This is a genomic window from Luteimonas galliterrae (assembly GCF_023374055.1).
Lineage (GTDB): Bacteria > Pseudomonadota > Gammaproteobacteria > Xanthomonadales > Xanthomonadaceae > Luteimonas_C > Luteimonas_C galliterrae.
In genome coordinates this window covers 999,952-1,025,787 of the sequence record NZ_JAMBEP010000001.1, presented here as the reverse complement: position 1 = coordinate 1,025,787, position 25,836 = coordinate 999,952, and the positions used below count along the sequence as shown (strand labels likewise).

Genomic DNA, 25,836 nt, shown 5'->3' with positions numbered 1-25,836 from the left:
CGCGCATTTCGGAAATCACGATGTTCAAACGTATCGCATTGTTCCTGGCTACCAACCTCGCGGTGCTGGCGCTGCTCAGCGTCGTCATGTCGATCTTCGGCATCGATCCGGCCACCGGCATCGGCCTGCTGCTGATGGCGGCGCTGTTCGGTTTCGGCGGCTCGCTGATCTCGCTGCTGATGTCCAAGTTCGTCGCCAAGCGCGCCACCGGCGCGCACGTGATCGAGCAGCCGCGCAACGAGGCGGAGCGCTGGCTGGTGGAAACGGTGCGCCGCCAAGCCCAGGCCGCCGGCATCGGCATGCCGGAAGTGGCTATCTACGACGCGCCCGAAATCAACGCCTTCGCCACCGGCGCCAACCGCAACAACGCCCTGGTCGCGGTGTCGACCGGTCTGCTGCGCGCGCTGGACCGCGACGAAGCCGAAGCGGTTCTCGGCCACGAAGTCAGCCACGTCGCCAACGGCGACATGGTGACGATGGCGTTGCTGCAGGGCGTGCTGAACACCTTCGTCATCGTGCTGGCGCGCGTGGTCGGCCGCGCGATCGACGGCTACTTGAGCGGCGGACGCGACAGCGGCGGCGGCATCGGCTATTTCGTCACGGTGTTCGTGCTCGACATGATCTTCGGCCTGTTCGCGAGCATGATCGCGATGTGGTTCTCGCGCCATCGCGAGTTCCGCGCCGACGCCGGCGGTGCCGCGCTGGCCGGCCGCGGCAAGATGATCGCCGCGCTGGAGAAGCTGTCGCTGAACCATGGCGCCAATACGCTGCCCAAGCAGGTGGCGGCGTTCGGCATCAGCGGCGCGATCGGGCACGGCCTGCGCAAGCTGTTGCTGAGCCATCCGCCGCTGGAAGAGCGCATCGCGGCATTGCGCAACGCGCCGGAAGAGGCACTGCGCGCCGGATTGGCCGCGTAGGCAGAAAGGCAAAGCCCGCCGAAAGGCGGGCTTTGTCGCGCTCTGCTCTTCGTAAGAGCGGCTTTAGCCGCGAGTTTTTCCCGTCGCGATCGCCTTGTAAAAAAGAGCTCGCGGCTAAAGCCGCTCCTACGAAAAGCGGGGTAGGGGGTTCACTCGAACTCGTAGTTCATCTCCGGCCCGGCCATCGCCAGGAAGTGGCCCTGCACGTAGTCCACGCCGCCGGAGAACAGGAAGGTCATGCTGGCCGCGTCCTGCACGAACTCGGCGATGCTGCGGATGCCGCGCTCCTGCGCAGCGGCGGCGATCTCGCGGATGCGCGTCTGCTGTTCGGGGCTCTTGGCCAGGTCGAGCATGAAAGCGCGGTCGATCTTCAGGAACGTCGGCTTGAAATGCGACAGCAACTGCATCGAATTCAGCCCCGAACCGAATTGCTCCAGCCCGACGCGCACGCCCAGCCGGTTGGCGGCCTGGAGGAATTCCTGCGCGGCCTTGAGGTGGGTGAACACCTTCGACTCCGGCAATTGCAGGATCAGGCTCTGGCCCGAGGCCTTGTGCGCGATCAGCTTTTCCGCGATCAGTTTCAGCAGGCCGTCGCCGTCCAGCGACGCCTGGGTGATCTTGATCAGCAACTGCACCGGTTTGCCGGCCGCCGCGCGCTCGCCGATCACGCGGATGGCCTTGGCCACCACCCAGCGGTCGATGTCGGCGATCAGGCCGTGCTCTTCGGCGATCGGCAGGAAGGTCTGCGGGAACACCAGCTCGCCGTCGCCGCCATCCAGGCGCAGGTAGGCCTCGTACATCGCGCCCGGTTCGCCCTGCAGGCTGATCACCGGCTGGTAATGCAGCAGGAAACCGTCGTCGGCGATGGCGTCGCGGATGCGCTTCAGCCAGGCGTCGATGCGCTCTTCCTCGGCCCGGTCCACCGCGCCCGGGTCGAAGATCTCGACGCGGTTGCCGCCCACGCCGAGCGAGGACTGCAAACCCTGGCTTGCGCGCGCCAGCACCTGCGGCATGCTGGCGATGCGTTCGCTGATCTGCACGCCGCCGATGCTGGCGGTCATGCTCAGCGAGCGCGCGCCGACTTCGACTACCGCTTTGGCCAGCCCGGCGCGGATATTCTCCGCCAGCCGGGCCGTGTGGGCGTGATCGCTGCCGCGCGACAGCACCGCGAAATTGTGTTCGCCGAAACGCGCGGCTTCGTCGTTCTCGCCGATCAGCGGCTGCAGGCGCTGCGCCAGCGCGGCGGCCAGCGCGTCGCCGGCGTCCAGGCCGATTTCCTGCAGCAATTGCTGGTGGTGGTCCGGTTCGATCAGCAGCAGGCCGTGGTTGGCGCCGTTTTGCGCCGCATCGGCGACCGCGGTTTCCAGCGCATGCAGGAAGGTCTGCCGGTTGAGCAGGCCGGTGACCTGGTCGCGGCGGCGCAGTTCTTCGACTTCGCGCGCCAGCGCCGGGTCGGTTTCCTGCCGGCGGAACACGATCTGCTGGCAGGGTTCGTCTTCGTAAGTGGCCGCGGTGAATTCCATCAGCGCGGGGAAGGTGTTGCCGTCGATGCCACGCGCTTCCAGCTCGTAGCGCGGCGGCGGCGCTTCGCCCCTGCTCAGCGCTTTCAGCAACTGCTTGAAGTTCTCGACGTGGGGCGGGGCGACCAGGTCGAGCAGGGACATGCCTTCGATGTCCTCGAACGACTCGAAGCCGAACATCTCCAGATAAGCGTCGTTGGCGCGGATGTGCATGCCTTCGTGCACGTAGGCGATAGGCTCGCGCGAGGACGCGATCAGCGCATCGCAGCGGCGTTCGGTTTCGCGCACCTGCGCTTCCAGGCGGCGCAGGCCGCGGCGCGCTTCGAGGTCGATGAATTCGCTGCGCACCACATGCCGGATCTGGTCGATCTGCCCGCGCAGCGCGATCTTGCGCGCGCCCAGCGCGATCGCTTCCAGCACGATCTGCTCGTCCACCTTGTCCAGCACCAGGATCAGCGGCAGGTCCTTGCCGCTGGCGTCGATGACGGCCATGGCTTCGGCCGCGCTGACCTGGGTCGCCGATTTGGCCGCCAGCACCAGATCCAGCGGTTGCGAGCCGATCATGGCGGTCAGCTGTTCGGCATTCTCCGGCCGCGACGGGCGCACGGCGAGGCCGCCGTTGCGCAGTCCGCTGACGATGGCCTCGGCGTCTTCGACGCTGTCGTCCACCACCAGCAGACGCACGGTCGTTTCCCTGCCAATCTGCATCCCTCAGCCCCCCACCCGGTCGCGCCTGCGGTCAAAATACATCAAACCCTCGCCGCAATACATTGATGCAGTGGGAAAAAGAAGCGGTCACAGCGCACGCTTGGCGTTGTCGCCGGCCACTTCCCGCACCAGTTTGGGCACCAGATAGCCGGGCAGGGCGGCGACCAGGGCGGCATGCAATGCGCGGGCTCGGCCGTCTTCGACCTCGAAATGCGCGGCGCCGGCCACCCTGTCCAATTGATGCAGGTAGTAAGGCAGCACCCCCGCCACATAGCCACGCTCGCTCAGCGCGGCGAGGGCCTCGGGCGAGTCGTTGACGCCGCGCAGCAGCACGGCCTGGTTGAGCAGGGCGGCGCCCGCATCGCGCAACCGCCTCATGGCTGCGTCGACCGAGGCATCGAATTCGTTGGCGTGATTGGCATGGACCACGACCGCCACCTGCCAGGGCAGCGCGCCCAGCCAGGCGGTCAGAGCCTCGTCGACGCGCTCGGGCAGGACCACCGGGAGACGGGTGTGGATCCTGAGCCGGCGCAGATGGCCGATCCGGGCCAAGTCGCGGGTCAGTTCTTCGAGCTTGGGGGTAGCCAGCGACAGCGGGTCCCCGCCGGACAGGATGACCTCATCGATGCCATCGTCGGCGCGGATCGCGGCCAGCGCCGGCTGCCAGCCGTCGCGGGCGGCGGTTTCGTCGGCGTACGGGAAATGGCGGCGAAAACAGTAGCGGCAATGCACCGCGCAGCTGCCGGTGGCGATCAGCAGGGCGCGGCCGCGGTATTTGCGGATCACGCCCTCGGCGGCGCGCGCGGCGCCGTCGCCGACCGCGTCCAGGCCGAAGCCGGGCACGATCCGGTCCTCGTCGACGATCGGAAGTACTTGCCGCAACAACGGGTCGTGCGGGTCGCCGCGGCGCATGCGGGCCACGAAGCCGCGCGGCACGCGCAGCGGGAATTGCGCGGCGGCTTCATCGGAAATCCGGTCCGCGAACGGGTCCAGGCCCAGCAGCGATAGCAGCTCACGCGGATCGCGCACGGCGTCGCGCCAGAGCTGCTGCCAGCGGGGCGGCTGCAGGGGCAGGGGGGCTGCGGGTATCATTTGCACCTTGGAATCATCGCCGCAAGCCGCCGATATGCGGCCAGGGCCAGCCTCCATTCTATCCGCCGCGGCCGCCGGCCGCTGCGGATTCCCCTTTATCCGCAGGAGTTCCAGATGGCCAGCTATGGCATGAACGACGTCAAGACCGGGCAGAAGATCCTGGTCAACAACGAGCCTTGCATCATCACCGAGACCGAATACGTCAAGCCGGGCAAGGGCCAGGCCTTCACCCGCATCAAATACCGCTTCATCAAGTCCGGCCGCGTGGTCGAGATGACGATGAAGGCCACCGATTCGGTGGAAGCGGCGGACGTGGTCGATACCGACATGCAGTTCCTGTATGCCGACGGCGAGTACTGGCACTTCATGCAGCAGGAAACCTTCGAGCAGGTGCAGGCCGACAAGACCGGCGTCGGCGACGCGGCCAAATGGCTCAAGGGCGAGGAAGCCTGTGTGGTGACGCTGTGGAACGGCACCCCGATCGCGGTGCAGCCGCCGAATTTCGTCGAACTGAAGATCGTCGAGACCGACCCCGGCGTGCGCGGCGACACTTCCGGCGGCGGCGGCAAGCCGGCCACGCTGGAGACCGGCGCGGTGGTGCGCGTGCCGCTGTTCGTGGGGCAAGACGAGACCATCAAGGTCGATACGCGCAGCGGCGAGTACGTTTCGCGCGTGAAATGAGGTTGCTTTAGCCCTCTCCCGCCTGCGGGAGAGGGTTGGGTGAGGGCGCGCGGATTCACTAGGTCGCGTCGTCACGTTCTGGTGCGAAAGTCACTGGCTTCCCGCCTTCGCGGGCATGACGGCTAGAAGCAAACGAATGAATCCAACCCAAGCGCGCCAATCTTGCGACCTGCTGATCGAAGCCGGCTTCGTCGTCCCCGTCGAGCCGCATGGCGTCGTCCTGGAGAATCACGCGGTCGCAGTGAAAGACGGCGTCATCGTCGCGATCCTGCCGACGAACGAAGCGCGCTTGCGGTTCGAAGCAAAAGAAGCCGTCTCGCGCCCCGACGCAGCGCTGATCCCGGGCCTGGTCAATGCCCACGCCCACAACCCGATGACGCTGCTGCGCGGCATCGCCGACGACCTGCCGCTCAAGGTCTGGCTGCAGGAGCACATCTGGCCGGTGGAAGGCGCGGTGATGGGCCCGGATTTCGTCGCCGACGGCGTGACCCTGGCGATCGCCGAAATGCTGCGCGGCGGTACCACTTGCGTCAACGAAAATTACTTCTTCCCGGACGTTCAGGCCGCGACCTACAAGCGCCACGGCTTCCGCGCGCGGGTCGGTCTGCCCGTGATCGATTTCCCCACCGCGTGGGCCGCTTCCGATGACGAATATTTCGACCGCGCCGGCGAAGTCCACGACCAATGGCGCGGCGATGCACTGATCGCCACCGCATTCGCGCCGCATGCGCCGTATACCGTGTCGGACGGGAACTTCGAACGCATCCGCATGCTCGCCGACCAGCTCGACGTGCCGGTGCACCTGCACCTGCACGAGACCGCGCAGGAAGTGGCGCAGTCGCAGCAGAAGCACGGCCAGCGCCCGTTCGCGCGGATGGACCGGCTGGGCCTGGTCAACGACCGCCTGATCGCCGTGCACATGACCCAGCTGACCCCGGCCGAGATCGCGCTGTGCGCCGAGCGCGGCGTGTCGGTGGTGCATTGTCCGGAATCCAATCTCAAGCTCGCTTCGGGTTTCTGCCCGGCGTGCGCGCTCGAACGCGCAGGCGTGAACCTGGCGATCGGCACCGACGGCGCGGCCAGCAACAACGACCTGGACATGTTCGGCGAGACGCGCACTGCGGCGATCCTGGCCAAAGCCGTGGCCGACGATGCGGCCGGTTTCGACGCCTTCAGCGCCCTGCGTGCGGCCACGCTCGGCGGCGCCAAGGCGATGGGCTTCGACCATCTGATCGGCTCGATCGAGCCGGGCAAGCAGGCCGATCTGGCCTGCGTCGACCTGTCGGCGCTGGAGACGCAACCGCTGCATCATGTGGTATCGCAGCTGATCTACGCGACCGGGCGGCACCAGGTCAGCGATGTGTGGATCGCCGGCAAGCCGAAATTGCGCGCGCGCGAATTGGTCGACATGGATGTGCCGAGGATCATCGCCAATGTGAAGCAGTGGCGCGAGCGGATCGCGGCGGTTGGGCGTTGAATTTTCTGTTTGCACCAAACCCCGGTCCCGTCATCCCAGCGAAAGCTGGGACCCATTTTGATTTTGCTTTTTTTCGAGCCTCACATCGTTAAAACCGACATCAACTGCAAAATGGGGCCCAGCTTTCGCTGGGATGACGGACTGAAAGGTTTCGCATGAACAACGCTGGCACCAACAACGACAACTTCAGCCAGGCCGAACTCGACAAATTCGGCGCCCTGGCCAACCGCTGGTGGGACCCGCAAGGCCCGCAGAAGGCGCTGCATGCGCTCAATCCGGCGCGCCTGGGCTATGTCGCCGAACGCGCGCCGCTGCGCGGCGCTGCGGTGCTCGACGTCGGCTGCGGCGGCGGCCTGCTCAGCGAGGCGCTGGCGGGCGAGGGCGCGGCCGTCACCGCGATCGATCTGGCGCCCGAGCTGATCAAGATCGCGAAACTGCATCGCCTGGAATCCAAAGTCGAAGTCGACTATCGGCTGAGCAGCGTCGAAGCGCTCGCCGCCCAGCAGCCCGGCCGCTACGACGCGATCACTTGTATGGAAATGCTCGAACACGTGCCCGATCCGGACTCGGTGCTGGCCGCTTGCGCCACGCTGCTCAAGCCCGGCGGCCGCCTGTTCATATCCACGCTGAACCGCACGCCGGCCGCGTTTGCGCTGGCCATCGTCGGCGCCGAGTACATCGCCGGCGTGCTGCCCAAGGGCACGCACCAATACCGCGATTTCATCAAGCCGTCCGAGCTGGCGGCCTGGCTGCGCGCGGCCGGACTGGAACTGGAAGACGTCAGCGGCCTGATGTACGAGCCGTGGCGCAACGCCGCGCGCGTGATCTCGCGTACGGACATCAACTATCTGGCCTGCGCACGCAAGCCGGAGCGCGCCGAATGAACGCGCATCCGCTGTTCCCCCCTTTGAAAAAGGGGGGCAGGGGGGATTTGCTCTTGATCTTGCTTGATAAAGGCAACATCAAAGGCAAATCGCTTCGCGACTCCCGGCCTTCGCTCGAGCGGAGGCGTTCAATCAGCCGCAAGCCTTCGGCCTGCAAGCGGCTGCTTTCGCCACTCTCAATCCCTCTTTTTCAAAGGGGGAGGAACAGCGCGTGACTTCGAACTTCCCACGATTGGTGCTGTTCGATTTGGACGGCACGCTGCTCGACAGCGCCCCGGACATGCTCGCCACCGTCAACGCGCTGCGCGCGGAACGCGGCGAGCCGGGCATGGCGCTGGAGAACCTGCGACCGCATGTGTCGAAGGGCGCCCGCGCCATGCTCGCCGCGGCCTTTCCGCAGGTGGAGGACGTGCAACGCGAAGCTATGGTCGCGCAATTCCTGGCGCGATACGAAACCGAATTGGCCAAGCACGGCCCTGTGTTCGACGGCATCGAAGCGCTGCTCGGCGCGATCGAGGCCGACGGCGGGCGCTGGGGCGTCGTCACCAACAAGCCCGAATACCTCGCCAAGCAGCTGCTGCCGTTGTTGGGGTGGCAGACGCGCTGCGCGATCCTGATCGGCGGCGACACGCTGCCGCAGCGCAAGCCGCACCCGTTGCCGCTGCTGCATGCGGCGCAGGCGCTCTACGTCGCGGCGGAAGACTGCGTCTACGTCGGCGACGACGAGCGCGACATCGTCGCCGCGCGCGCCGCAGGCATGCCGTCGGTGGTCGCGTTGTGGGGCTATCGCCTGCCCGAAGACGTGCCCGAGCGCTGGGGCGGCGATGCGATGATCGCATCGCCGCGCGATCTGCTCGCTCCGCGCGCATGGCCGCGCAAAACGTGAACGAAGCCACCGCCGCCGCTGCAAGCTTCCTCGCCAAATGGCGCGCGCGCTGGCCGGAATGGGCGGTGGCCGAGGTATTCGTTGCCGCCGGGCAACGCGAAGCCGTCGTGGCCTGGTTCGCGCTGCTGCAGGAACTGACCGATGCGGCTTGGGCAGGCGAGGATCCGACGCCGGGCATCGCCAAACTGGCGTGGTGGCAGGAAGAGCTGCAAGGCTGGTCGCACGGACGCCGCCGCCATCCGCTGGGCGCCTTGCTGCAACGGCTTCAGGTGCCGTGGCAGGCCCTCGCATCGGCATTGCCGGCGTTGCGCGCGACGCGCACGCCGCAGGGCACCGCGTCCGCGCTGGGGGCGTTGCGGCCTTTCGCCGAGGCTGCGGCATCGGTGGAGCAGGTTTTGCTGGCCGCGCCGCACGATCCGGACGGGGCCGCCGGGATCGCGGCTAGCTTGCTTGCGACCCATCCCCACTGGCTCGCGAACGCCGCGGAAGCGTCCGCCTTGGACACGCAATGGCCCGCCCGCAGCGGTCCGCGGGCTCGCCGCATCTTCGCCGCGCTGGCCCGTTCGCGGCTGAAACAAGGCCCCAGGCCGCCGTGGCGCGCCTTGTGGACCGCCTGGCGCGCCGCGCGGCACTGAGCGTTGCGCAGGCGTCGGCTTGCGGGCCGGTACAATGGCCGCATTGTTCGGCTAGACCCCCACGCTGGAACCGCCGTGTCCTCTCCCTCCGTGAACCCCTCGCGTCTTCCCGACGTCGCCGACGATGCCGTCGCGCTGGCCCGTCCGCTGGACTGGGTCGGCATGGACCGTATCGCCCTGCCGCTGCGCGTGCATGGCGCCGACGGCGATACGGTGCAGGTCGCCGCTTCGATCGATGCCGCCGTGAACCTGCACGACGCCGGCGCGCGCGGCATCCACATGTCGCGGCTGTATCTGCGTCTGCAGGATGCGTTCGCCGGCGAAGCCCTGACCCCCGCCGGCCTGCGCCGCGTGTTGCAGGACATGGTGGAATCGCAGCGCGGGCTGTCGACGGCGGCAAGGCTGACGATCCGCTACGATCATCTGCTCAAGCGCCGCGCGCTGGCCAGCGACAACGCCGGCTGGAAGAACTATCCGGTGGAGATCGACGCGGTCCTGCGCGACGGCCATCTGAAATTGGCGGTGGCATTTTCCGCCGATTACTCGAGCACCTGTCCCGCGTCCGCGGCGCTGTCGCGGCAGTTGAATGCCGAGCGCTTCGCCGAGGATTTCGCCAACGCGCGTCCGTTGTCCGCGGGCGTGGTGGGCGAGTGGCTGGCCTCCGAGCGCGGCCTGGCCGCGACGCCGCATGCGCAGCGCAGCCGCGCGCAGGTGAAGGTCGAACTGCGTACGGCTTTCGACGAACTGCCGTTCACGGCGTTGATCGACGCGGTCGAGAATGCGGTGGCGACGCCCGTGCAAACCGCGGTCAAGCGCGAGGACGAGCAGGCGTTCGCCAAGCTGAATGCCGAGAACCTCATGTTCTGCGAGGACGCCGCGCGCCGCGTAGCCGCAGCGCTCGCCGACGACCCGCGCGTGGAGCGTTACGATGTGACCGTGTCGCATTTCGAAAGCCTGCATGCGCACGATGCGGTGGCGCGGGTTTCTGGCGCGGGTACGCGTTCTTAGAAGGTCGGCGCGAACTCAAAAAGCCCGTCATCCCGGCGAAAGCCGGGATCCAGGCCGACGTTGCTAAGAGCTGCGATGCGACTCACAACCCTCGACGTCCTGGATCCCGGCTTTCGCCGGGATGACGAGCTCCGGCAAATTCGCTTTACAGCAATCGATTGCTACGGGTTCGCCCGCTCCAGCACCAGCAGCGGATCGATCCGCACGTCGAACCAGTTCATGCCCCAATGCAAATGCGGCCCGGTGACGCGTCCCGTGGCGCCTACCGCAGCCACCGCTTGGCCTTGTTCGACCCGGTCGCCGACTTTCACGTCGATCCGCGACAGATGCAGGAAATTGCTGCTGACGCCATGGCCATGGTCGATCAGCAGCGTCCCGCCGGTCAGATAAAGATCGGGCGCCGCGAAAGTGACGATGCCCGCCGCCGGGGCCCTCACCGGCGTGCCTGTCGGCGCGGCGATGTCCATGCCCGAATGCGGCGATTTCGGCGTGCCGTTGTAGATGCGCTGGTTGCCGAAGCGGCCGCTGATGCGGCCTTGCAGCGGCCAGACGAAAGCCTGCGCGAAGTCGGCGCGGTCGTCGTCGCGCTGGCGTGCGGCGACCACCAGCGCCTGTTCGCGTTCGATCCGCGCCGCGATGGCCGGCGGCGGATTCACGGTGGCCGGCGGAACGCCCTGGATGTTCTCGATCGGCCAATCGCGCGGCGTCACAACGATGATCGCGCGCTCGCGGCTGCCGTCCGCGCGCAGCACATCGACCGAAACCGGGCCTTTCTCGTCGCGGCCGATGCCGAACACGACGCTGCCGTAGGGCGTGGGCCGCAACTTTCGGCCCGCGTATCGCACCTCGCTGCCGGCCGGCACCTTGCCGATCACTAGCGAGCCTTGCGGCATCGATGCCGGAAATACGATGCGCGCGTCGGCTTGGCTCTTCGTAGGAGCGGCTTCAGCCGCGAGCTTTTTCTCCACGGTCTGGGGACAAGAGCTCGCGGCTGAAGCCGCTCCTACGAAGAGCGTAACCGTCGCAAGCCGCGTGCAGAGAAGTAGGTGCGGATTCATTCGCACGCTTTTAAACCTACGCAAAGCGTGCGAATGAATTCGCGCCTACGAAAACCTGGGTTCAACGATCGAACTCCAGCCGCTTGCCGGCCGGCAAGCCGACCAGCATGCGCCCGTCCCAGGCCAACTGTCCGTTGACCCAGGTCGATGCGATCCGGGTATGGAACGTGGTGCCTTCGAACGGCGACCAGCCGCACTTGGACAGCACGTCCTCGCGTTCGACGGTGAACGGCGTGTCGTCCACCAGCACCAGGTCGGCCCAGTAGCCTTCGCGCAGGAAGCCGCGCTCCTTCACGTCGAACAGCTGCGCCGGCGCATGCGCGAACTTGCGCACCACTTGCGCCGTGGTCAGATCGCCTTCGTAAACGCATTCTAGCGCGGCGTTCAGCGCGTACTGCACCAGCGGCAGGCCGCTGGGCGCGGAGGTATAGGGGCGCGCTTTTTCTTCCAGCGTGTGCGGCGCGTGGTCGGTAGCGAGCACGTCGATCACGTCCTCGGCCAGCGCGCGCACCAGCGCCTCGCGGTCGCCGGCGTCCTTGATCGCCGGATTGCACTTGATCAGATGGCCCAGCCGCGCGTAATCGGCGCGGTCGAAGCGCAGGAAATGCACGCAGGTCTCGGCGGTGATCCGCTTGCGCGAGCCGTCGGCGCGGACCAGCGGACCGCGTTCGAATAGCGCCAACTCGTCGGCGGTGGAAATGTGCAGCACATGCAGCCGCGTGCCGTGCTTTTTCGCCAGCGAAATCGCCAGTTCGGTCGACTTCATGCAGGCCTCGCGGCTGCGGATATCCGGATGGCATTGCGCCGGAATGTCGTCGCCGTATTTCGCCTTGTAGCGGGCGAGTTCGGCGTCGATCATCGGCGTGTCTTCGCAATGGGTGATGATCGGCGTAGGCGTTTCGCGGAAGATGCCGTCCAGCGTGGCCGGATCGTCGACCAGCATGTTGCCGGTCGAGGCGCCCATGAACACTTTCACGCCCGGCGCGGTGAGCGGGTCGAGCGTGCGGATGGCCTCCAGGTTGTCGTTGCTGGCGCCCATGTAGAAGCCGTGGTTGCCCCAGGCGCGGCCCGCGGCGCGGCGGTATTTGTCTTCCAGCGCGGCGGCGTCCAGCGTCGGCGGATTGGTGTTGGGCATGTCCATGAAGCTGGTCAGCCCGCCGGCGACCGCCGCGGCCGATTCGGTGGCGATATCGGCCTTGTATTCCAGGCCCGGCTCGCGGAAATGCACTTGGTCGTCGATCATGCCGGGCAAGAGCCTGCGGCCGGCGGCATCGACGACCGCATCGCCCGGATGCGCCGCCAGGCCTTTGCCGATTTGCGCGATACGGCCTTTTTCGATGCGCAAGTCGCCCTCGAATTCGCGGTCTTCGTTGACCAGGCGGGCGTTGACGATCAGGGTCGAGGGCATGCAGGTATTTTCCGTAAGGTTCAGGCCGGCGGCACCGGATCGTGCCCGCCGGGGTGCAGCGGATGGCAGCGGCCGATCCGGCGCAGCGCCAGCCAGCCGCCTTTGATCGCGCCGAAGCGGCCGATGGCCTCCATGGCGTATTCCGAACAGGTCGGCACGAATCGGCAGCGCGGGCCGAGCAGGGGGCTCAACCAGCGTTTATAGACGCGCAGACAGGCGATGAGGAAACGGTCGACCAAGATACCTGAACATGGTGTGGCGGCGCGCAGGCATGCGCGGTTGCCGCTGTAGGCACAGTAGGCTATAACAGCGCGCTTTCCCGCCTCAAGGGAAGAGGAACATCAGCTCGTGGCAGTAAAGAAACCCGCTAAGAAGCCCGCCAAGGCCGCCAAGAAGACCAGCAAGCCGGCAAGCAAGAAGCCGATCGCCAAAAAGCCCGCCTCCAAGCCGGCCGCCAAGAAGGCGCCCGTGAAGAAGGCTGCGAAAAAGCCCGTCGCCAAGAAACCGGCGCCCAAGAAGGCCGTCGCCGCCAAGAAGCCCGTGGCCAAGAAGGCGGTCGCTGCGAAGAAAACCGCGCCCAAGCCGGTCGCCAAGAAGGCTGCGCCGGCCAAGACCGTGGCCAGCAAGCCGGCGCCGGCCAAGAAGCCCGAGGCCAAGCCGGTCGCGAAGCCCGTACCGGTCGCCAAGCCCGAAGCCGTGGCCGCCGCGCCCAAGCCGGTCGCCGCCAAGAAGCCGGCCGCCAAGCCGGCGCCGACGCCGGAACCCGCCAAGCCCGTCGCGCGGCCCGCCGCCGCTCGTCCGGTGGGCAAGGTCGCGGTTGCCGTCGTCGCCAAGCCTCAGGCCCCGGCGCCGCGCGGCAAGGTGAAAGTGGTGCCCTACAAGACCGATGAGGCCACCGGCCGTCCAATTCTGCCGCAAGGCTATCGTCCCGCTCCGGACGAGGAATACATGAGCGCGCTGCAGCTCGAGTATTTCCGCCAGCGCCTGCTCGATTGGCGCGCGGACCTGGTCGAGGAATCCAAGCAGACCATCGAGAACCTGAAAGACGAAGTGCGCGACGTCGGCGACGAAGCCGAGCGCGCTACCCGCGAAACCGAAAATTCGCTGGAACTGCGCACCCGCGACCGCTACCGCAAGCTGATCGGCAAGATCGACAGCACGCTCAAGCGCCTGGAGGGCGGCGATTACGGCTATTGCGTGGACACCGGCGAGGAAATCGGCCTGGAGCGCCTGGAAGCGCGCCTCACCGCCGAGCGCACGATCGACGCGCAGGAACGTTGGGAACATCTGCAGAAGCAGATGGGGGATTGATCCTTGGTTGAGCTGCGCAAAAAAGCCCCGCACTGCGGGGCTTTTTTGTGTCCATCGTCTGTGCTCTTCGTAGGAGCGGCTTCAGCCGCGAGCTCTTGATACTGCTTTTCGCCCGGAAAGCTCGCGGCTGAAGCCGCTCCTACGAAGAGCAGAACACCGCTTCAGGCGCCATCGGCCTGAAACCCCACCTTGCGATGCGAGCCGTCGCAGAAGGGCTTGTGCTTGGAATGCCCGCAACGGCAGAACCAAGTCTCGGTCACGCGATCGAGCGTATGCCCGGTACCGCTGACCACCTCCAGATTGCCGGTGACTTTCAGCGGGCCGTTCTTCCGCGGTTCGACGCTGAGCGGCCCGTTGCGCGATGCCAACGGTTCGGAGGCCTTCGGCTCCGGCTCGCCGGTCGCGCGGAAACCGCCTTCGATATGGCTGTTGTCGCAAAACGGCTTGTTCTTGGACAAACCACAGCGGCATAGCGTCGCACGCATGCCGTCGTCCCTGCCGGCGATGCGCAGCGGCGCATTGAAAGCCAGCGGGCCGTGCTCGCGGACGCGCACCGTATTCACCACCGGCGCCGGTTCCGGCTCGCCGCCGTCCAGTCGCCGGTACTGGATCGCGCCCGACGGACACAGACGCGCCACCAGCGCGACTTCTTCCGGCGATACCGCATCGGGATGGATCCATTCGCCTTCCACGTTCGGCACGAACACGTCCGGATGGGTCAGCACGCAATGGCGCGAATGGATGCAGCGCTTGCCCTCGAACTCGATGACGACTTTCGCGCCGCGAACGGTTTCGGTGCCCATGGCGTACCTCGGCGAGTGGGGCTTGCCGGAAGTTTACGCCGACAGGGCGGTCACGGCTGGCCGTACAGGTCGCGCAGGTTCAATCGGCGAAGTTTGGGCGCCAGCTTCGCCGTCGCGGCCACCACGCCCAGCGTCATGCATCCGCCGAAGATCACCGACGGCACCAGGCCCAGCAACCGCGCCGCCACGCCCGACTCGAACGCGCCCAGCTCGTTCGACGAGCCGATGAAGATGCCGTTGATCGACGACACGCGTCCGCGCAAGTGATCCGGCGTGGCCAGTTGCAGGATGGTCGAACGCAGCACCACCGATACGCCGTCGCACATGCCGGACATCAGCAGCATCAGCACCGACAGCCACAAATGTCTCGATAGCGCGAAGCCGATGATGCAAAGGCCGAACCCGGCCACCGCGAACAGCAGCAACTTGCCGGCGCCGCGCTGCGGGGGATGGCGCGCCAGCCACAGTCCGACCAATATCGCGCCGGCCGCGGGTGCGGCCCGCAGAATGCCCAGCGCTTCCGGGCCCGCCTGCAGTACGTCGTGGATAAAGGCCGGCAACAGCGCCACCGCGCCGCCGAACAGCACCGAAAACATGTCCAGCGCCTGCGCGCCGAGCACGATCTGCTGGTTGAACACGAAACGCAGCCCTTCGCCGATGCTCTTGAACACCGGTGCGCGTTCGGCGGGCAGGGCGGGCTCGGTGACGCGCAGGCCGATGATGGCCACGGCCGCCGCAGCGGCGAAGGCGGCCGAGACGAGGTACGTGAAGGTCAGCCCTTGCCAGGCGATCAACCCGCCGCCGAGCGCCGGGCCGGCCACCAACCCGGTCTGCATCACCACGCTGCCGACGCCGGCGCCGCGCGCGAACTGTTCGCGCTTGAGCACTCGCGCAAACAGCGCCGTGTAGACCGGCCCGAGAAACGCGCGCACCACGCCGTTGACCGCGATCGCCGCATAGATGGTGAGCGTGCCGAACGACGGCAGCGTACCGCTGGCCACGCCCGCCAGCGTCAGCGTCGTCAACAACAGGCCCAGGCAGGCGAACATGCCCAGCTTGCGCCGCGGCAAATGGTCGACCGCATAACCGGCGAACAATGCGAAACAGAAGTAGGGGACGACTTCGGTCAGGCCGATCAGGCCCAGCGACAGCGCATCGCGGGTGATCTGGTAGATCTGCCAGCCGACCGTGACCGCGACGATCTGGTAGGACAGCATCGCCAGCAGACGGTAGAACAGCAGGCCGGTAAAACCCCGGTTGCGCAACAGCGCGGCGGTTTCTCCGGCCGCCGCGCTCACGAAGCGCGTTGCGCCGTTTCGCGGATGAAGGCGAGCAGCGCCGCCAGACCGTTGCTGCGGGTCGGCGACAGATGCTTGGCCAGGCCGACCGAGGCGATGTAGTCCGGATCGGTGGCCAGGATCTGCGCGGCGGAACGACCGGAGTAGACGCGCAGCGCCAGATAGATCAGTCCCGAGACGATGGCCGAATCGCTGGCCGCGGTGAAGTCCAGCCGCGAGGCGTCGCCCGACGGCACGATCCAGACCATGGATTGGCAGCCGAGCAGCCGGTTTTCCTCGGTTTTGAGCCCATCCGCCATCGGCGGCAGCTTGCGGCCCAGATCGATCAGGTACTGGTAGCGCTCGGACCAGTCGCCGAAGAAGGCGAATTCTTCGGCGATGGCGCTTTGCGCTTCGGCGGGCGTGGATTCGAGGGGGAAAACGGCGTCGTTCACGTGTTGATGGCTCTAGAAGCCGTCATTCCAGCGAAGGCGGGAATCCAGCGACTTTGGATGTGGCGATTATAAGTCCAGTCGGCTGGAGCCAAGGCTTTTCGTAGGAGCGGCTTCAGCCGCGAGCTTTTTCGTCCATCGCACAGGGAAAGAGCTCGCGGCTGAAGCCGCTCCTACGAAGAGCAAAGGCTCAGGCGCGCTTCCAGCGCACACCCTGCGGCGTGTCTTCCAGCAGGATGCCTTCGTTAGCCAACTGGTCGCGGATCGCGTCCGAGCGCGCGAAATCGCGGTTCTTCTTGGCGGCTGCGCGTTCGTCGATCAAGGCCTGGATGCGCGCATCGTCGCCGTCCGAAGCGCCACGCGCGAACCACGCGGCAGGATCCTGCTGCAACAGGCCCAGCGCGAAGCCGGCGCCGAGCAGTTCGGATTTCAGCCTGGCCTTGTCGGCGTCGTCGGCTACTTTGCGCGCTTCGCCGGCGATCCTGGCGATCTCGGCCAGCGCCTGCGGCGTGTTGAGGTCGTCGTCGAGCGCGTCCTCCACGCTTTTGGGGATCGCGGCCTCGGCTTCGACATCAGCCAAGTCACGCAAAGTGCCGTACAAGCGGTCGAGCGTGCGCACCGATTGCTCGATCAACGAATCCGACCAATCCAACGGCTGCCGGTAATGCGCCGAGAGCAGCGCGAGCCGCAGCGCTTCCGGAGGATGCTTGCGTACAAGGTCGTGCACCTTCTCGATGTTGCCCAGCGACTTGGACATCTTGGCGCCGGCCAGGTTGAGCATGCCGTTGTGCAGCCAGTAACGCGCGAAGACCTTGCCACCATGCGCGCATTCGCTCTGCGCGATTTCGTTTTCGTGGTGGGGGAACTGCAGGTCGATGCCGCCCGCATGGATATCGATGGTGTCGCCCAAGTGCGCGGCCGCCATCGCGGAGCATTCGATGTGCCAGCCGGGCCGGCCGCGGCCCCACGGCGAATCCCAGCCGGGGAGGTCGGCCGTGGACGGCTTCCACAGCACGAAATCGCCCGGGTCGCGCTTGTACGGCGCCACGTCCACGCGCGCGCCCGCCAGCATTTCTTCCGGATCTCGCCGCGACAGCTTGCCGTAATCGCCGTAACTGGCCACCGAGAACAGCACGTGGCCTTCCGCGGCATATGCGTTGCCGTTGGCGATCAGCCGTTCGGTCATCGCGATGATTTCGGCGATGTGCGCGGTCGCCTCCGGCTCGAGATCCGGCGGGCGTACGCCGAGTGCGGCCATATCTTCGCGATAAGCCGCGGCGAAGCGGTCGGTGATCGCCGATATCGGAACGCCCTGTTCCTGTGCGGCGGCGTTGATCTTGTCGTCGACGTCGGTGATGTTGCGCGCATAGCGCAGGCCGCCAAAACGGCGTCGCAGCAGGTCCGCCAGCACGCCGAACACCACCGGGCCGCGCGCATTGCCGATATGCACGTAGTTGTAGACCGTCGGCCCGCAGACGTACATCGTCGGGCAGGTCGGGTCCTGCGGCACGAAGGCTTCCAGGCGGCGGGTCAGGGTGTTGTGGAGGTGCAGGCTCATCGAGGTCGCCTTCGGCCGAAGTCTCAATTTTAACGGTCCGGCCCGCATCGCGACAGCATCGATTCAGTCCTGCGGTAGTATCCGGGCCTAGACTGACGCTTCCCGTCGACGCATCCGAGCCGTGCCGCATCGCTTGATCCAATCCGCGCTTTTGATCCTGGCCGTCGCTCTGCCGGGCACGGTGCCGGCCCAGGAAGCGCCGAGCGACGTCACCGTGATCCAGATCGAGAACGTGCGCACCGACTACGCCCGGGTGCTGCGGGTCGAGCCGGTGTACCAGACATTGCGCGCTACGCGCATGGAGCACCACTGCGAAGGCGAGGCCAAGGGCCTGACCCGCATCGTCGGTACGGTGAAGGACGCGCTGACGCCGGGGAAGGCGGAGAAACCCGCCGAACAGGACTGCCGGCTGGTGCCGGTGGAGCGCGAGTTCAAGCGACCGATCGCCTACGATGTGGACTACGTCTACAAGGGCTCCAAATACCGTTCGCGCCTGCCCCGCGATCCCGGCAGCCGCCTGCGGGTCCGCGTTTCGGTGACGCCGTACCTGGTGAGCGGCAGCAGCCCCTGACAGCCGCGCTTGCGGCGCCCGGTGGCGCGTGCGACTATGCGCGCCGATGAAGACGAACCTGCCCACGCTGATCGCGAGCGCTGCCCGGATGGCCTCCGGCATGACCTCGCGCGCGCGCCGACCGGAAACCCGCCATACCGCTGGGTAGCCGGAGCTCGTCGTCATTCGAGTTTCACAGGACAAACCCAGCCTTAGCGCTGGGTTTTTTCGTTTCCGGGCCGCGCAGCCGCCCGGTCCTCCAAAGAAAACCGCAGGATCCGTCGAAATGAAGCATTTCTTGAACACCCAGGACTGGAGCCGCCCCGAGCTCGACGCGCTACTGACGCAGGCCGCGTTGTTCAAGCGCAACAAGCTGGGCGACGAGCTCAAGGGCAAGAGCATCGCGCTGGTATTCTTCAACCCTTCGTTGCGCACGCGCACCAGTTTCGAATTGGGCGCGTTCCAGCTCGGCGGCCATGCGGTGGTGTTGGCGCCGGGCAAGGACGCGTGGCCGATCGAATTCGACCTGGGCACGGTGATGGACGGCGATACCGAGGAACACATCGCCGAAGTGGCCAAGGTGCTCAGCCGTTACGTCGACCTGATCGGCGTGCGCGCCTTCCCGAAGTTCGTCGACTGGTCGCTGGACCGGCAGGACAAGGTACTGCGCGGCTTCGCCGAGCACGCCACGGTGCCGGTGATCAACATGGAAACGATCACCCACCCCTGCCAGGAGCTCGCGCACGCGCTCGCATTGCAGGAGCATTTCGGCACCAGCGACCTGCGCGGCAAGAAGTACGTGCTGACTTGGACCTACCATCCCAAGGCGCTCAACACCGCCGTGGCCAACTCGGCGCTGACCATCGCCACGCGCCTGGGCATGGACGTGACCCTGCTGTGCCCGACGCCGGAATACGTGCTCGACGAGCGCTACATGGGCTGGGCGCAGCAGAACGTCGCCGAAAGCGGCGGATCGTTGCAGGTCAGCCACGACATCGACAGCGCCTACGCCGGCGCCGACATCGTTTACGCCAAAAGTTGGGGCGCGCTGCCTTATTTCGGCAACTGGGAACCGGAAAAACCCATCCGCGACGGCTTCAAGCATTTCATCGTCGACGAACGCAAGATGGCCTTGACCAACAACGGCGTGTTCTCGCACTGCCTGCCGTTGCGCCGCAATGTCAAGGCCACCGATGCGGTGATGGACTCGCCCAACTGCATCGCCATCGACGAGGCCGAGAACCGCCTGCATGTGCAGAAGGCCATCATGGCCGCGCTCGCCTCGCAATAACCCCACGGAAAAGAACATGACCCAGAAAGACATTGTCCTCGCCTTCTCCGGCGGCCTCGACACCAGCTTCTGCGTGCCTTACTTGCAGGAACAAGGCTGGCGCGTGCACACCGTGTTCGCCGATACCGGCGGCGTCGATGCGGAAGAGCGCCAATTCATCGAAGACCGCGCCGCCGAACTCGGCGTCGCCAGCCACGTCACCGTCGACGGCGGCCCTGCGATCTGGGAAGGCTTCGTCAAGCCGTTCGTGTGGGCGGGCGAGGGCTATCAGGGCCAGTATCCGCTGCTGGTTTCCGATCGCTACCTGATCGTCGACGCGGCATTGGCGCGCGCGAACGATCTGGGCACGAAAGCCATCGCCCATGGCTGCACCGGCATGGGCAACGACCAAGTGCGTTTCGACCTGGCGGTGAAGGCCTCGGGCGACTACACGATCGTCGCGCCGATCCGCGAAATCCAGAAGCAGCACACCCAGACCCGCGCCTACGAGCAGCAGTACCTCGAGCAGCGCGGCTTCGGCGTGCGCGCCAAGCAGAAGGCCTACACGATCAACGAGAACCTGCTCGGCCTGACCATGTCCGGCGGCGAGATCGACCGCTGGGACGCCCCGGGCGAAGGCGCCCGCGGCTGGTGCGCGCCGCGCGAGCAGTGGCCGGCGGCGCCGCTGCGGGCGACGCTGCGCTTCGTGCAGGGCGAGGCCGTCGCACTCGACGGCAAGGAGATGCCAGGCGCCCGGATACTGGCCACGCTCAATGCGATGTTCGCTGCGTACGGCGTGGGCCGCGGCCTCTACACCGGCGACACCACCATCGGCCTGAAGGGCCGCATCGTGTACGAAGCGCCAGGTCTGACCGCATTGCTCGCCGCGCATCGCGCGCTCGAGGAAACCGTGCTGACCAAGCAGCAGAACCGCTTCAAGCCCGAAGTGGCCCGCAAATGGGTGGAACTGGTCTACGAAGGCTTCTTCCACGATCCGTTGAAAACCGACCTGGAGGCGTTCCTGGCTTCCTCGCAGGCCACGGTGAACGGCGAAGTGGTGCTGGAGACCCGCGGCGGTCGCGTCGATGCCGTGGCGGTGGAGTCGCCGCACATCCTCAATGCCAGGGGCGCCACCTACGCGCAGTCGGCGGATTGGGGCGTGGAAGAGGCGGAAGGTTTCATCAAGCTGTTCGGGATGAGCAGTACGTTGTGGGCCGAGGTCAACCGGAAATGATGCTCTTCGTAGGAGCGGCTTTAGCCGCGAGCTTTTGATCTTTTCCTGTTGCATGAGAGAAAGAGCTCGCGGCTAAAGCCGCTCCTACGAAAAGCCGGGAGGAAAATATGATCGAGCAGGTCCTCAAACATCTCGAAGCGTTGGTGTCCTACGACACCCGCAACCCGCCGCGCGCCATCGGCACTGGCGGCATCTTCGACTACATCCGCGCGCAGCTGCCGGATTTCCGCGTCGAAGTGAGCGACTACGGCGCGGGCGCGGTGTCGCTGCTGGCCGTGCGCGGGCAGCCGTCGCGCTTGTTCAACGTGCACCTGGATACGGTGCCGGATTCGCCGGCATGGACCGCAGATCCGCTGAAACTGCGCGTGACCGAGGATCGGGCGATAGGCCTCGGCGCCTGCGATATCAAGGGCGCGGCCGCCGGCCTGATCGCCGCAGCGCAGTCGACGAAGGGAGACGCCGCCTTCCTGTTCAGCACCGACGAAGAAGCCAACGACGCCCGCTGCATCGATGCCTTCCTCAAAAGCGGCCACGGCTTCAAGGAAGTCGTTGTGTCCGAGCCGACCCGATGCGAAGCGGTGCTCGCGCACCGCGGCATCGCTTCGGTGCAGATGTCGTTCAAGGGCGAAGCCGGGCACGCCTCGGGCGCGAACGCGATGCAGGCCAGCGCGCTGCACCAGGCGATCCGCTGGGGCGCGGACGCGCTGGCGCTGGTGGAGGCCGAATCGCACCAGCGGTTCGGAGGCCTCACCGGCCTGCGTTTCAATATCGGCCGCATCGAAGGCGGCATCAAGGCCAACATCATCGCCCCCAGTGCGGAGCTGCGTTTCGGCTTCCGTCCGCTGCCGTCCCAGGACATGGACGCGCTGCACGAACGCTTCCGTTCGTTCGCGCCGGAAGGCACCGGTTACGCGCCGACGTTCTGGGGCCCGTCCTTGCCCGGCGGCGACGTGGCCGTCGCCGAAGAACGCCGCCTGGCCGCGCGCGATCTCGCCGACGCGCTGGAACTGCCGATCGGCAACGCCGTCGATTTCTGGACCGAAGCCTCGCTGTTTTCCGCGGCCGGCCTCACCGCGCTGGTCTACGGCCCGGGCGACATCGCCCAGGCCCACACCGCCGACGAATGGGTTTCGCTGCGGCAACTGGAAAACGCCGCCACCGCTTACCGACGACTGATGGAGAAATGACGTGAACCTGCTCGTTTCCGAACTGCACACGGCCGCTACGACCGCCTTCACGGGCGATCGGAGGGCACTTCCGATCCCGCGGCGATGAGTTCCTGCTGACCATGACCGATTTGCGCACCACGATCGTCCGGCTGCTGTCCAACATGGCCAGCGCCAAGGAGATTCAGCAATACCTGAAACGCTTCTCGCAGCTCGACGCCGCGCGCTTCGCCGTGGTCAAGGTCGGCGGCGCGGTGCTGCGCGACGAGCTCGACGCGCTGGTGTCTTCGCTCGCTTTCCTGCAGCAGGTCGGGCTGACTCCGATCGTCGTGCACGGCGCCGGCCCGCAGCTCGATGCGGAAATGCAGGCCGCCGGCATCGAGAAGAAGAGCGTCGACAACCTGCGCTATACCGACGCGCCGGTGCTGGCCGTGGTCCGCCGCGTGCTGCGCCAGGAAAACCTGAAGCTGGTCGAAGCGCTGCAGGCCGAGGGCGTGCGCGCCACGTCGATCCAGTCGGGCGTGTTCGAAGCCGCCTATCTCGACCGCGACAAGTACGACCTGGTCGGGAAAGTGACTCGTGTCGACACGGATGGCATCCACGCCGCGATCAAGGTCGGCTCGATCCCCGTGATCGCCTCGCTCGGCGAGACCATCGACGGCCAGATCGTCAACGTCAACGCCGACTGGGCCGCCAACGAGCTGATCAAGACGCTGCAGCCGTACAAGATCGTGTTCCTCACCGGCACCGGCGGCCTGCTCGACGGGGAGGGCAGGGTGATCGACTCGATCAACCTCAGTTCCGAGTACGAGGAGCTTCTTGCGCAGCCCTGGCTGCATTCGGGCATGCGGGTGAAGATCGAACAGATCCACGACCTGCTGATGGCCTTGCCGCCTTCATCGTCGGTCTCGATCACCAAGCCGGACGAACTGGCCAAGGAATTGTTCACCCACAAGGGCTCCGGCACGCTGGTGCGCCGCGGCGAGAAAGTGATCCGCGCCGAGCGTTGGGACGAGTTGGACCTGCCGCGCCTGCGCAAGCTGATCGAATCCGCGTTCGGACGCGAGCTGGTGCCCGATTATTTCGAGCGCACGCCCCTGCACCGTGCCTACGTCAGCGAGCATTACCGCACCGCGGTGATCCTGACCGAGGAAGGCGGCCTGCCTTATCTCGACAAGTTCGCGGTGCTGGACGACGCGCAGGGCGAAGGCCTGGGCCGGGCGGTCTGGCAGGTGATGCGCGAGGAGACGCCGCGGCTGTTCTGGCGTTCGCGCCACCACAACGCCGTCAACCATTTCTATTACGCCGAGTCCGACGGTTGCTACAAGCAGGAAAGGTGGAAGGTATTCTGGTACGGACTGGCGGGCTTCGACGACATTCGCAAGGCCGTCGAACATTGCGCCGCGCGCGAACCCACATTGATCGAGGCGCCTTCCGCATGAGCGTGCGCAAGTCCATCGGCATCGTCGGCGCGCGCGGCCATACCGGCGCGGAACTGATCCGGCTGATCGCCGGTCATCCGCATTTCGAACTCGCTTTCGTGTCCTCGCGCGAGCTCGACGGCCAGCCGGTATCGGCGCATGTGTCCGAATACCGCGGCGACCTGCGCTATTCCAACTTCGCGCCGCAACAGCTGGCGGAGCATGGCGCGGATGCGTACGTGCTGGCGCTGCCGAACGGCAGGGCGGCCGATTTCGTCGCCGGTATCGCGGCGGGCGGGCAGGACCCGGTCATCGTCGACCTGTCCGCCGACTACCGTTTCGACGACGGCTGGTACTACGGCCTTCCGGAACTCACGCGCGGCCGCTATGCCGGCCAGAAGCGCATCAGCAATCCCGGCTGCTACGCCAGCGCCATGCAGTTCGCGATCGCGCCGATGCTCGACGCGTTGGCCGGGCCGGTGCAGTGCTTCGGCGTATCCGGCTACTCAGGCGCCGGCACCACGCCTTCGGACAAGAACGACGTCGACAAGCTGCGCGACAACCTGATGCCGTATTCGTTGATCGGCCATATCCACGAGCGGGAAGTGACGCGGCAGCTCGGCGTGCCCGTCGAGTTCCTGCCGCATGTCGCACCGCATTTCCGCGGATTGACCATCACCGCCAACTTGCATCTGAAAACGCCGCTTACGTTGGATGGGGCGAAGCAGCGCTACCTGGAGCGCTATGCCGGCGAACCGTTGCTGCGGATCGTCGACTCGGCGCCCTGGGTGAGCCATATAGCCGGGAAGCATGGCGTGGAGGTCGGAGGCTTCACTTTGTCCGAAGACGGCAGACGCCTGGTGGTGGTGGCTACGCTCGACAACCTGCTCAAAGGCGCCGCGACGCAGGCGATGCAGAATCTGAATCTGGTCTTCGGTTTCCCGGAAACCGCGGGCATACCCCTGTAGGAACCCTTGTAGGAGCGGCTTTAGCCGCGAGCTCTTGACCCTCTGCCCAGAAAAGAGCTCGCGGCTAAAGCCGCTCCCACAGAGCGAAAGCGAAATAGGAAATTGCACATGTCCGATCTGCTCTGGCAAAAACCCGGCGTCACGGTCGATGCGGAAATCCAGGCTTTCCTGGCCGGCGACGATGTGATTCTCGACCGCGAATTCTTTCTCCAGGACATCGCCGCCAGCAAGGCGCATGCCGAGGGCCTGCAGCGGATCGGCATCCTGTCCGCGGAAGAACTGGCCGGATTGTTGCGCGAACTCGACGCGTTGGCAGGCGATTTCGGCAGCGGCGCTTTCGTGCTCGATGCGCAGTACGAGGACGGCCATTCGGCGATCGAGGCGCGGCTGATCGAGCGGCTCGGCGATTCCGGCCGCCGCATCCACACCGGGCGCAGCCGCAACGACCAGATCCTGGTCGCGACGCGGCTCTGGTTGAAGGAGAAACTGGCGCGGGCGCTGGCGCTGTGCATCGAGACGGCCGGGATAGCGTTGTCGCGTGCGCAGGCCGAACGCGACGTGCCGCTGCCCGGCTATACGCATTTGCAGCGCGCCGTAGTGTCTTCGCTGGGCGCATGGTGGGCGGGCTGGGCCGAGGCCTTCATCGACAACGCCGCACGCGTTTCGGAAACGCGGACATGGATCGACGCCAATCCGCTCGGCACCGCGGCCGGTTACGGCGTCAACCTGCCGCTGGACCGCGAACATACGACCGCAGCGCTCGGTTTCGCGCGCCTGCAGGTGTCGCCGCTGTATGCGCAACTCTCGCGCGGCAAGTTCGAGATGGCGGCGCTGGAAGCGTTCGGCAGCGCGATGCTCGACTTGCGCCGGCTGGCCTGGGACTTGAGCCTGTTCACCAGCGCCGAATTCGGCTTCGTCGCGCTGCCGGCGCAATACACCACCGGCAGCTCGATCATGCCCCACAAGCGCAATCCGGACGTGATCGAACTGATGCGCGCCAGCTATGCGAGCGTGTCGGCCGCCCGCTGCGAGATCGAACAGCTGCTGTCGCTGCCGTCGGGCTATCACCGCGATCTGCAGGTGAGCAAGGGCGCGCTGTTCCATGGTTTCAGCAAGGGGCTGGGCGCGCTGGCGTTGCTGCCGGACCTGTTGCGCAACCTGGAGTGGCGCACCGAGCGCATGCAGGCAGCGTTGGAGCCGTCGATGTACGCGACCGACCTGGCGGTCGATCTCGCCAGACAGGGCGTGCCGTTTCGCGATGCTTACAAGCAGGCGGCCGATCCTGCGCGGTGGCAGGAAGGCGATCCCGCGCGCAGCCTGGCGGAGCGCGTGTCGCCAGGTGCGGCTGCAGATTTGCGGCTGGATGAGCTTCATCGGCGTTTGGCAACAATAGGTCGACGTCCCCAGCCGTTGCTTTAAGCCGTCATTCCCGCGAAGGCGGGAATCCAGTGACTTGGCTTTAGCCCTCTCCCGTTTACGGGAGAGGCTTGGGTGAGGGCGCGCGGACTTTCAGATAGCTTCTTTGCTATCTGGTGCGGCGTCAAAGTCACTG

The 25,836-nt window shown here is 66.4% G+C and carries 24 protein-coding genes; 15 read left to right on the top strand and 9 right to left on the bottom strand.

What is annotated here, in order from left to right:
• Positions 1-20 precede the first annotated feature (20 nt).
• Complete coding sequence (htpX, locus tag M2650_RS04635; protein WP_249471823.1) at positions 21-917, top strand: protease HtpX; 897 nt, start codon at positions 21-23, stop codon at positions 915-917.
• Between the two features lie 149 nt (positions 918-1,066).
• Here htpX and M2650_RS04630 read toward each other — a convergent pair whose 3' ends face one another.
• Positions 1,067-3,145: an EAL domain-containing response regulator gene (locus tag M2650_RS04630; RefSeq protein WP_249471821.1), complete on the bottom strand. Its 2,079-nt coding sequence runs from the start codon at positions 3,143-3,145 to the stop codon at positions 1,067-1,069.
• An 87-nt stretch (positions 3,146-3,232) separates the two neighbouring features.
• Positions 3,233-4,237 carry an EF-P beta-lysylation protein EpmB gene (gene epmB, locus M2650_RS04625; protein ID WP_249471819.1) on the bottom strand — a complete coding sequence of 335 codons (1,005 nt, stop codon included), beginning with the start codon at positions 4,235-4,237 and terminating at the stop codon, positions 3,233-3,235.
• 114 nt (positions 4,238-4,351) lie between these two features.
• On the opposite strand from epmB, the gene efp reads away from it, so the two are divergent.
• From efp to folE2, 6 genes are all read left to right on the top strand, one after another.
• Entirely contained in the window at positions 4,352-4,918 is a 567-nt protein-coding gene (gene efp, locus M2650_RS04620; RefSeq protein WP_249471817.1) for an elongation factor P, read from the top strand.
• Between the two features lie 136 nt (positions 4,919-5,054).
• The gene (locus tag M2650_RS04615) at positions 5,055-6,395 is read left to right on the top strand and encodes a TRZ/ATZ family hydrolase (RefSeq protein WP_249471810.1); all 1,341 of its coding nucleotides are present in this window, start codon (positions 5,055-5,057) and stop codon (positions 6,393-6,395) included.
• Between the two features lie 155 nt (positions 6,396-6,550).
• Positions 6,551-7,279 carry a bifunctional 2-polyprenyl-6-hydroxyphenol methylase/3-demethylubiquinol 3-O-methyltransferase UbiG gene (gene ubiG / locus M2650_RS04610; RefSeq protein WP_249471807.1) on the top strand — a complete coding sequence of 243 codons (729 nt, stop codon included), beginning with the start codon at positions 6,551-6,553 and terminating at the stop codon, positions 7,277-7,279.
• 211 nt (positions 7,280-7,490) lie between these two features.
• Complete coding sequence (gene gph / locus M2650_RS04605) at positions 7,491-8,165, top strand: phosphoglycolate phosphatase (RefSeq protein WP_249471804.1); 675 nt, start codon at positions 7,491-7,493, stop codon at positions 8,163-8,165.
• The gene (locus tag M2650_RS04600; RefSeq protein WP_249471801.1) at positions 8,162-8,800 is read left to right on the top strand and encodes a phytoene/squalene synthase family protein; all 639 of its coding nucleotides are present in this window, start codon (positions 8,162-8,164) and stop codon (positions 8,798-8,800) included. The genes gph and M2650_RS04600 overlap by 4 nt, the downstream gene beginning before the upstream one ends.
• Before the next feature lie 75 nt (positions 8,801-8,875).
• Positions 8,876-9,808 carry a GTP cyclohydrolase FolE2 gene (gene folE2, locus M2650_RS04595; protein WP_249471799.1) on the top strand — a complete coding sequence of 311 codons (933 nt, stop codon included), beginning with the start codon at positions 8,876-8,878 and terminating at the stop codon, positions 9,806-9,808.
• A 161-nt stretch (positions 9,809-9,969) separates the two neighbouring features.
• On the opposite strand, the gene M2650_RS04590 is transcribed toward folE2, so the two are convergent.
• The 3 genes from M2650_RS04590 to yidD all read right to left on the bottom strand — a co-directional run bounded on the left by M2650_RS04590 (position 9,970) and on the right by yidD (position 12,513).
• Positions 9,970-10,866: a M23 family metallopeptidase gene (locus M2650_RS04590; protein ID WP_425602500.1), complete on the bottom strand. Its 897-nt coding sequence runs from the start codon at positions 10,864-10,866 to the stop codon at positions 9,970-9,972.
• A 61-nt stretch (positions 10,867-10,927) separates the two neighbouring features.
• Positions 10,928-12,274, bottom strand: coding sequence for a dihydroorotase (locus M2650_RS04585; protein WP_249471795.1), 1,347 nt, complete (start codon positions 12,272-12,274; stop codon positions 10,928-10,930).
• A 20-nt stretch (positions 12,275-12,294) separates the two neighbouring features.
• On the bottom strand, positions 12,295-12,513 hold the full coding sequence (yidD, locus tag M2650_RS04580; RefSeq protein WP_249471793.1) for a membrane protein insertion efficiency factor YidD: 219 nt from the start codon (positions 12,511-12,513) through the stop codon (positions 12,295-12,297).
• A 109-nt stretch (positions 12,514-12,622) separates the two neighbouring features.
• Here yidD and dksA point away from each other — a divergent pair, with 109 nt between their 5' ends.
• Positions 12,623-13,585, top strand: a complete 963-nt coding sequence (gene dksA, locus M2650_RS04575) for an RNA polymerase-binding protein DksA (RefSeq protein WP_249471790.1) — start codon at positions 12,623-12,625, stop codon at positions 13,583-13,585.
• A 161-nt stretch (positions 13,586-13,746) separates the two neighbouring features.
• Here the strand turns inward: dksA and M2650_RS04570 are convergent, their stop codons facing one another.
• From M2650_RS04570 to cysS, 4 genes are all read right to left on the bottom strand, one after another.
• Positions 13,747-14,388, bottom strand: coding sequence for a CDGSH iron-sulfur domain-containing protein (locus tag M2650_RS04570; protein ID WP_249471787.1), 642 nt, complete (start codon positions 14,386-14,388; stop codon positions 13,747-13,749).
• Positions 14,389-14,438: 50 nt separating this feature from the next.
• On the bottom strand, positions 14,439-15,686 hold the full coding sequence (locus tag M2650_RS04565) for an MFS transporter (RefSeq protein WP_249471783.1): 1,248 nt from the start codon (positions 15,684-15,686) through the stop codon (positions 14,439-14,441).
• Positions 15,683-16,120: a SufE family protein gene (locus M2650_RS04560; protein WP_249471781.1), complete on the bottom strand. Its 438-nt coding sequence runs from the start codon at positions 16,118-16,120 to the stop codon at positions 15,683-15,685. Before M2650_RS04560 ends, M2650_RS04565 begins: the two co-directional genes overlap by 4 nt.
• 187 nt (positions 16,121-16,307) lie before the next feature.
• Positions 16,308-17,675, bottom strand: coding sequence for a cysteine--tRNA ligase (gene cysS, locus M2650_RS04555; RefSeq protein WP_249471778.1), 1,368 nt, complete (start codon positions 17,673-17,675; stop codon positions 16,308-16,310).
• 112 nt (positions 17,676-17,787) lie between these two features.
• Here cysS and M2650_RS04550 point away from each other — a divergent pair, with 112 nt between their 5' ends.
• The 7 genes from M2650_RS04550 to argH all read left to right on the top strand — a co-directional run bounded on the left by M2650_RS04550 (position 17,788) and on the right by argH (position 25,703).
• A complete protein-coding gene (locus M2650_RS04550; RefSeq protein WP_425602529.1) occupies positions 17,788-18,246 on the top strand; it encodes a hypothetical protein in 459 nt (152 codons plus the stop codon).
• Positions 18,247-18,511: 265 nt separating this feature from the next.
• Complete coding sequence (locus tag M2650_RS04545) at positions 18,512-19,516, top strand: N-acetylornithine carbamoyltransferase (protein ID WP_249471775.1); 1,005 nt, start codon at positions 18,512-18,514, stop codon at positions 19,514-19,516.
• A gap of 16 nt (positions 19,517-19,532) precedes the next feature.
• A complete protein-coding gene (locus M2650_RS04540) occupies positions 19,533-20,729 on the top strand; it encodes an argininosuccinate synthase (RefSeq protein WP_249471772.1) in 1,197 nt (398 codons plus the stop codon).
• 107 nt (positions 20,730-20,836) lie between these two features.
• Complete coding sequence (locus M2650_RS04535; RefSeq protein WP_249471769.1) at positions 20,837-21,916, top strand: acetylornithine deacetylase; 1,080 nt, start codon at positions 20,837-20,839, stop codon at positions 21,914-21,916.
• 101 nt (positions 21,917-22,017) lie between these two features.
• A complete protein-coding gene (locus tag M2650_RS04530) occupies positions 22,018-23,337 on the top strand; it encodes an acetylglutamate kinase (protein WP_249471767.1) in 1,320 nt (439 codons plus the stop codon).
• On the top strand, positions 23,334-24,284 hold the full coding sequence (argC, locus tag M2650_RS04525) for an N-acetyl-gamma-glutamyl-phosphate reductase (RefSeq protein ID WP_249471764.1): 951 nt from the start codon (positions 23,334-23,336) through the stop codon (positions 24,282-24,284). The genes M2650_RS04530 and argC overlap by 4 nt, the downstream gene beginning before the upstream one ends.
• Positions 24,285-24,392: 108 nt before the next feature.
• Positions 24,393-25,703 carry an argininosuccinate lyase gene (gene argH, locus M2650_RS04520; RefSeq protein ID WP_249471761.1) on the top strand — a complete coding sequence of 437 codons (1,311 nt, stop codon included), beginning with the start codon at positions 24,393-24,395 and terminating at the stop codon, positions 25,701-25,703.
• Positions 25,704-25,836: the final 133 nt, after the last annotated feature.

What these genes read in the sequence shown, in the direction of transcription:
- htpX (WP_249471823.1), top strand. Translation starts at nt 21, where the DNA reads ATGTTCAAACGTATCGCATTGTTCCTGGCTACCAACCTCGCGGTGCTG.
- M2650_RS04630 (WP_249471821.1), bottom strand. Translation starts at nt 3,145, where the DNA reads ATGCAGATTGGCAGGGAAACGACCGTGCGTCTGCTGGTGGTGGACGAC.
- epmB (WP_249471819.1), bottom strand. Translation starts at nt 4,237, where the DNA reads ATGATACCCGCAGCCCCCCTGCCCCTGCAGCCGCCCCGCTGGCAGCAG.
- efp (WP_249471817.1), top strand. Translation starts at nt 4,352, where the DNA reads ATGGCCAGCTATGGCATGAACGACGTCAAGACCGGGCAGAAGATCCTG.
- M2650_RS04615 (WP_249471810.1), top strand. Translation starts at nt 5,055, where the DNA reads ATGAATCCAACCCAAGCGCGCCAATCTTGCGACCTGCTGATCGAAGCC.
- ubiG (WP_249471807.1), top strand. Translation starts at nt 6,551, where the DNA reads ATGAACAACGCTGGCACCAACAACGACAACTTCAGCCAGGCCGAACTC.
- M2650_RS04590 (WP_425602500.1), bottom strand. Translation starts at nt 10,866, where the DNA reads ATGAATCCGCACCTACTTCTCTGCACGCGGCTTGCGACGGTTACGCTC.
- M2650_RS04585 (WP_249471795.1), bottom strand. Translation starts at nt 12,274, where the DNA reads ATGCCCTCGACCCTGATCGTCAACGCCCGCCTGGTCAACGAAGACCGC.
- M2650_RS04570 (WP_249471787.1), bottom strand. Translation starts at nt 14,388, where the DNA reads ATGGGCACCGAAACCGTTCGCGGCGCGAAAGTCGTCATCGAGTTCGAG.
- cysS (WP_249471778.1), bottom strand. Translation starts at nt 17,675, where the DNA reads ATGAGCCTGCACCTCCACAACACCCTGACCCGCCGCCTGGAAGCCTTC.
- M2650_RS04545 (WP_249471775.1), top strand. Translation starts at nt 18,512, where the DNA reads ATGAAGCATTTCTTGAACACCCAGGACTGGAGCCGCCCCGAGCTCGAC.
- M2650_RS04540 (WP_249471772.1), top strand. Translation starts at nt 19,533, where the DNA reads ATGACCCAGAAAGACATTGTCCTCGCCTTCTCCGGCGGCCTCGACACC.
- M2650_RS04535 (WP_249471769.1), top strand. Translation starts at nt 20,837, where the DNA reads ATGATCGAGCAGGTCCTCAAACATCTCGAAGCGTTGGTGTCCTACGAC.
- M2650_RS04530 (WP_249471767.1), top strand. Translation starts at nt 22,018, where the DNA reads ATGACCGATTTGCGCACCACGATCGTCCGGCTGCTGTCCAACATGGCC.
- argC (WP_249471764.1), top strand. Translation starts at nt 23,334, where the DNA reads ATGAGCGTGCGCAAGTCCATCGGCATCGTCGGCGCGCGCGGCCATACC.
- argH (WP_249471761.1), top strand. Translation starts at nt 24,393, where the DNA reads ATGTCCGATCTGCTCTGGCAAAAACCCGGCGTCACGGTCGATGCGGAA.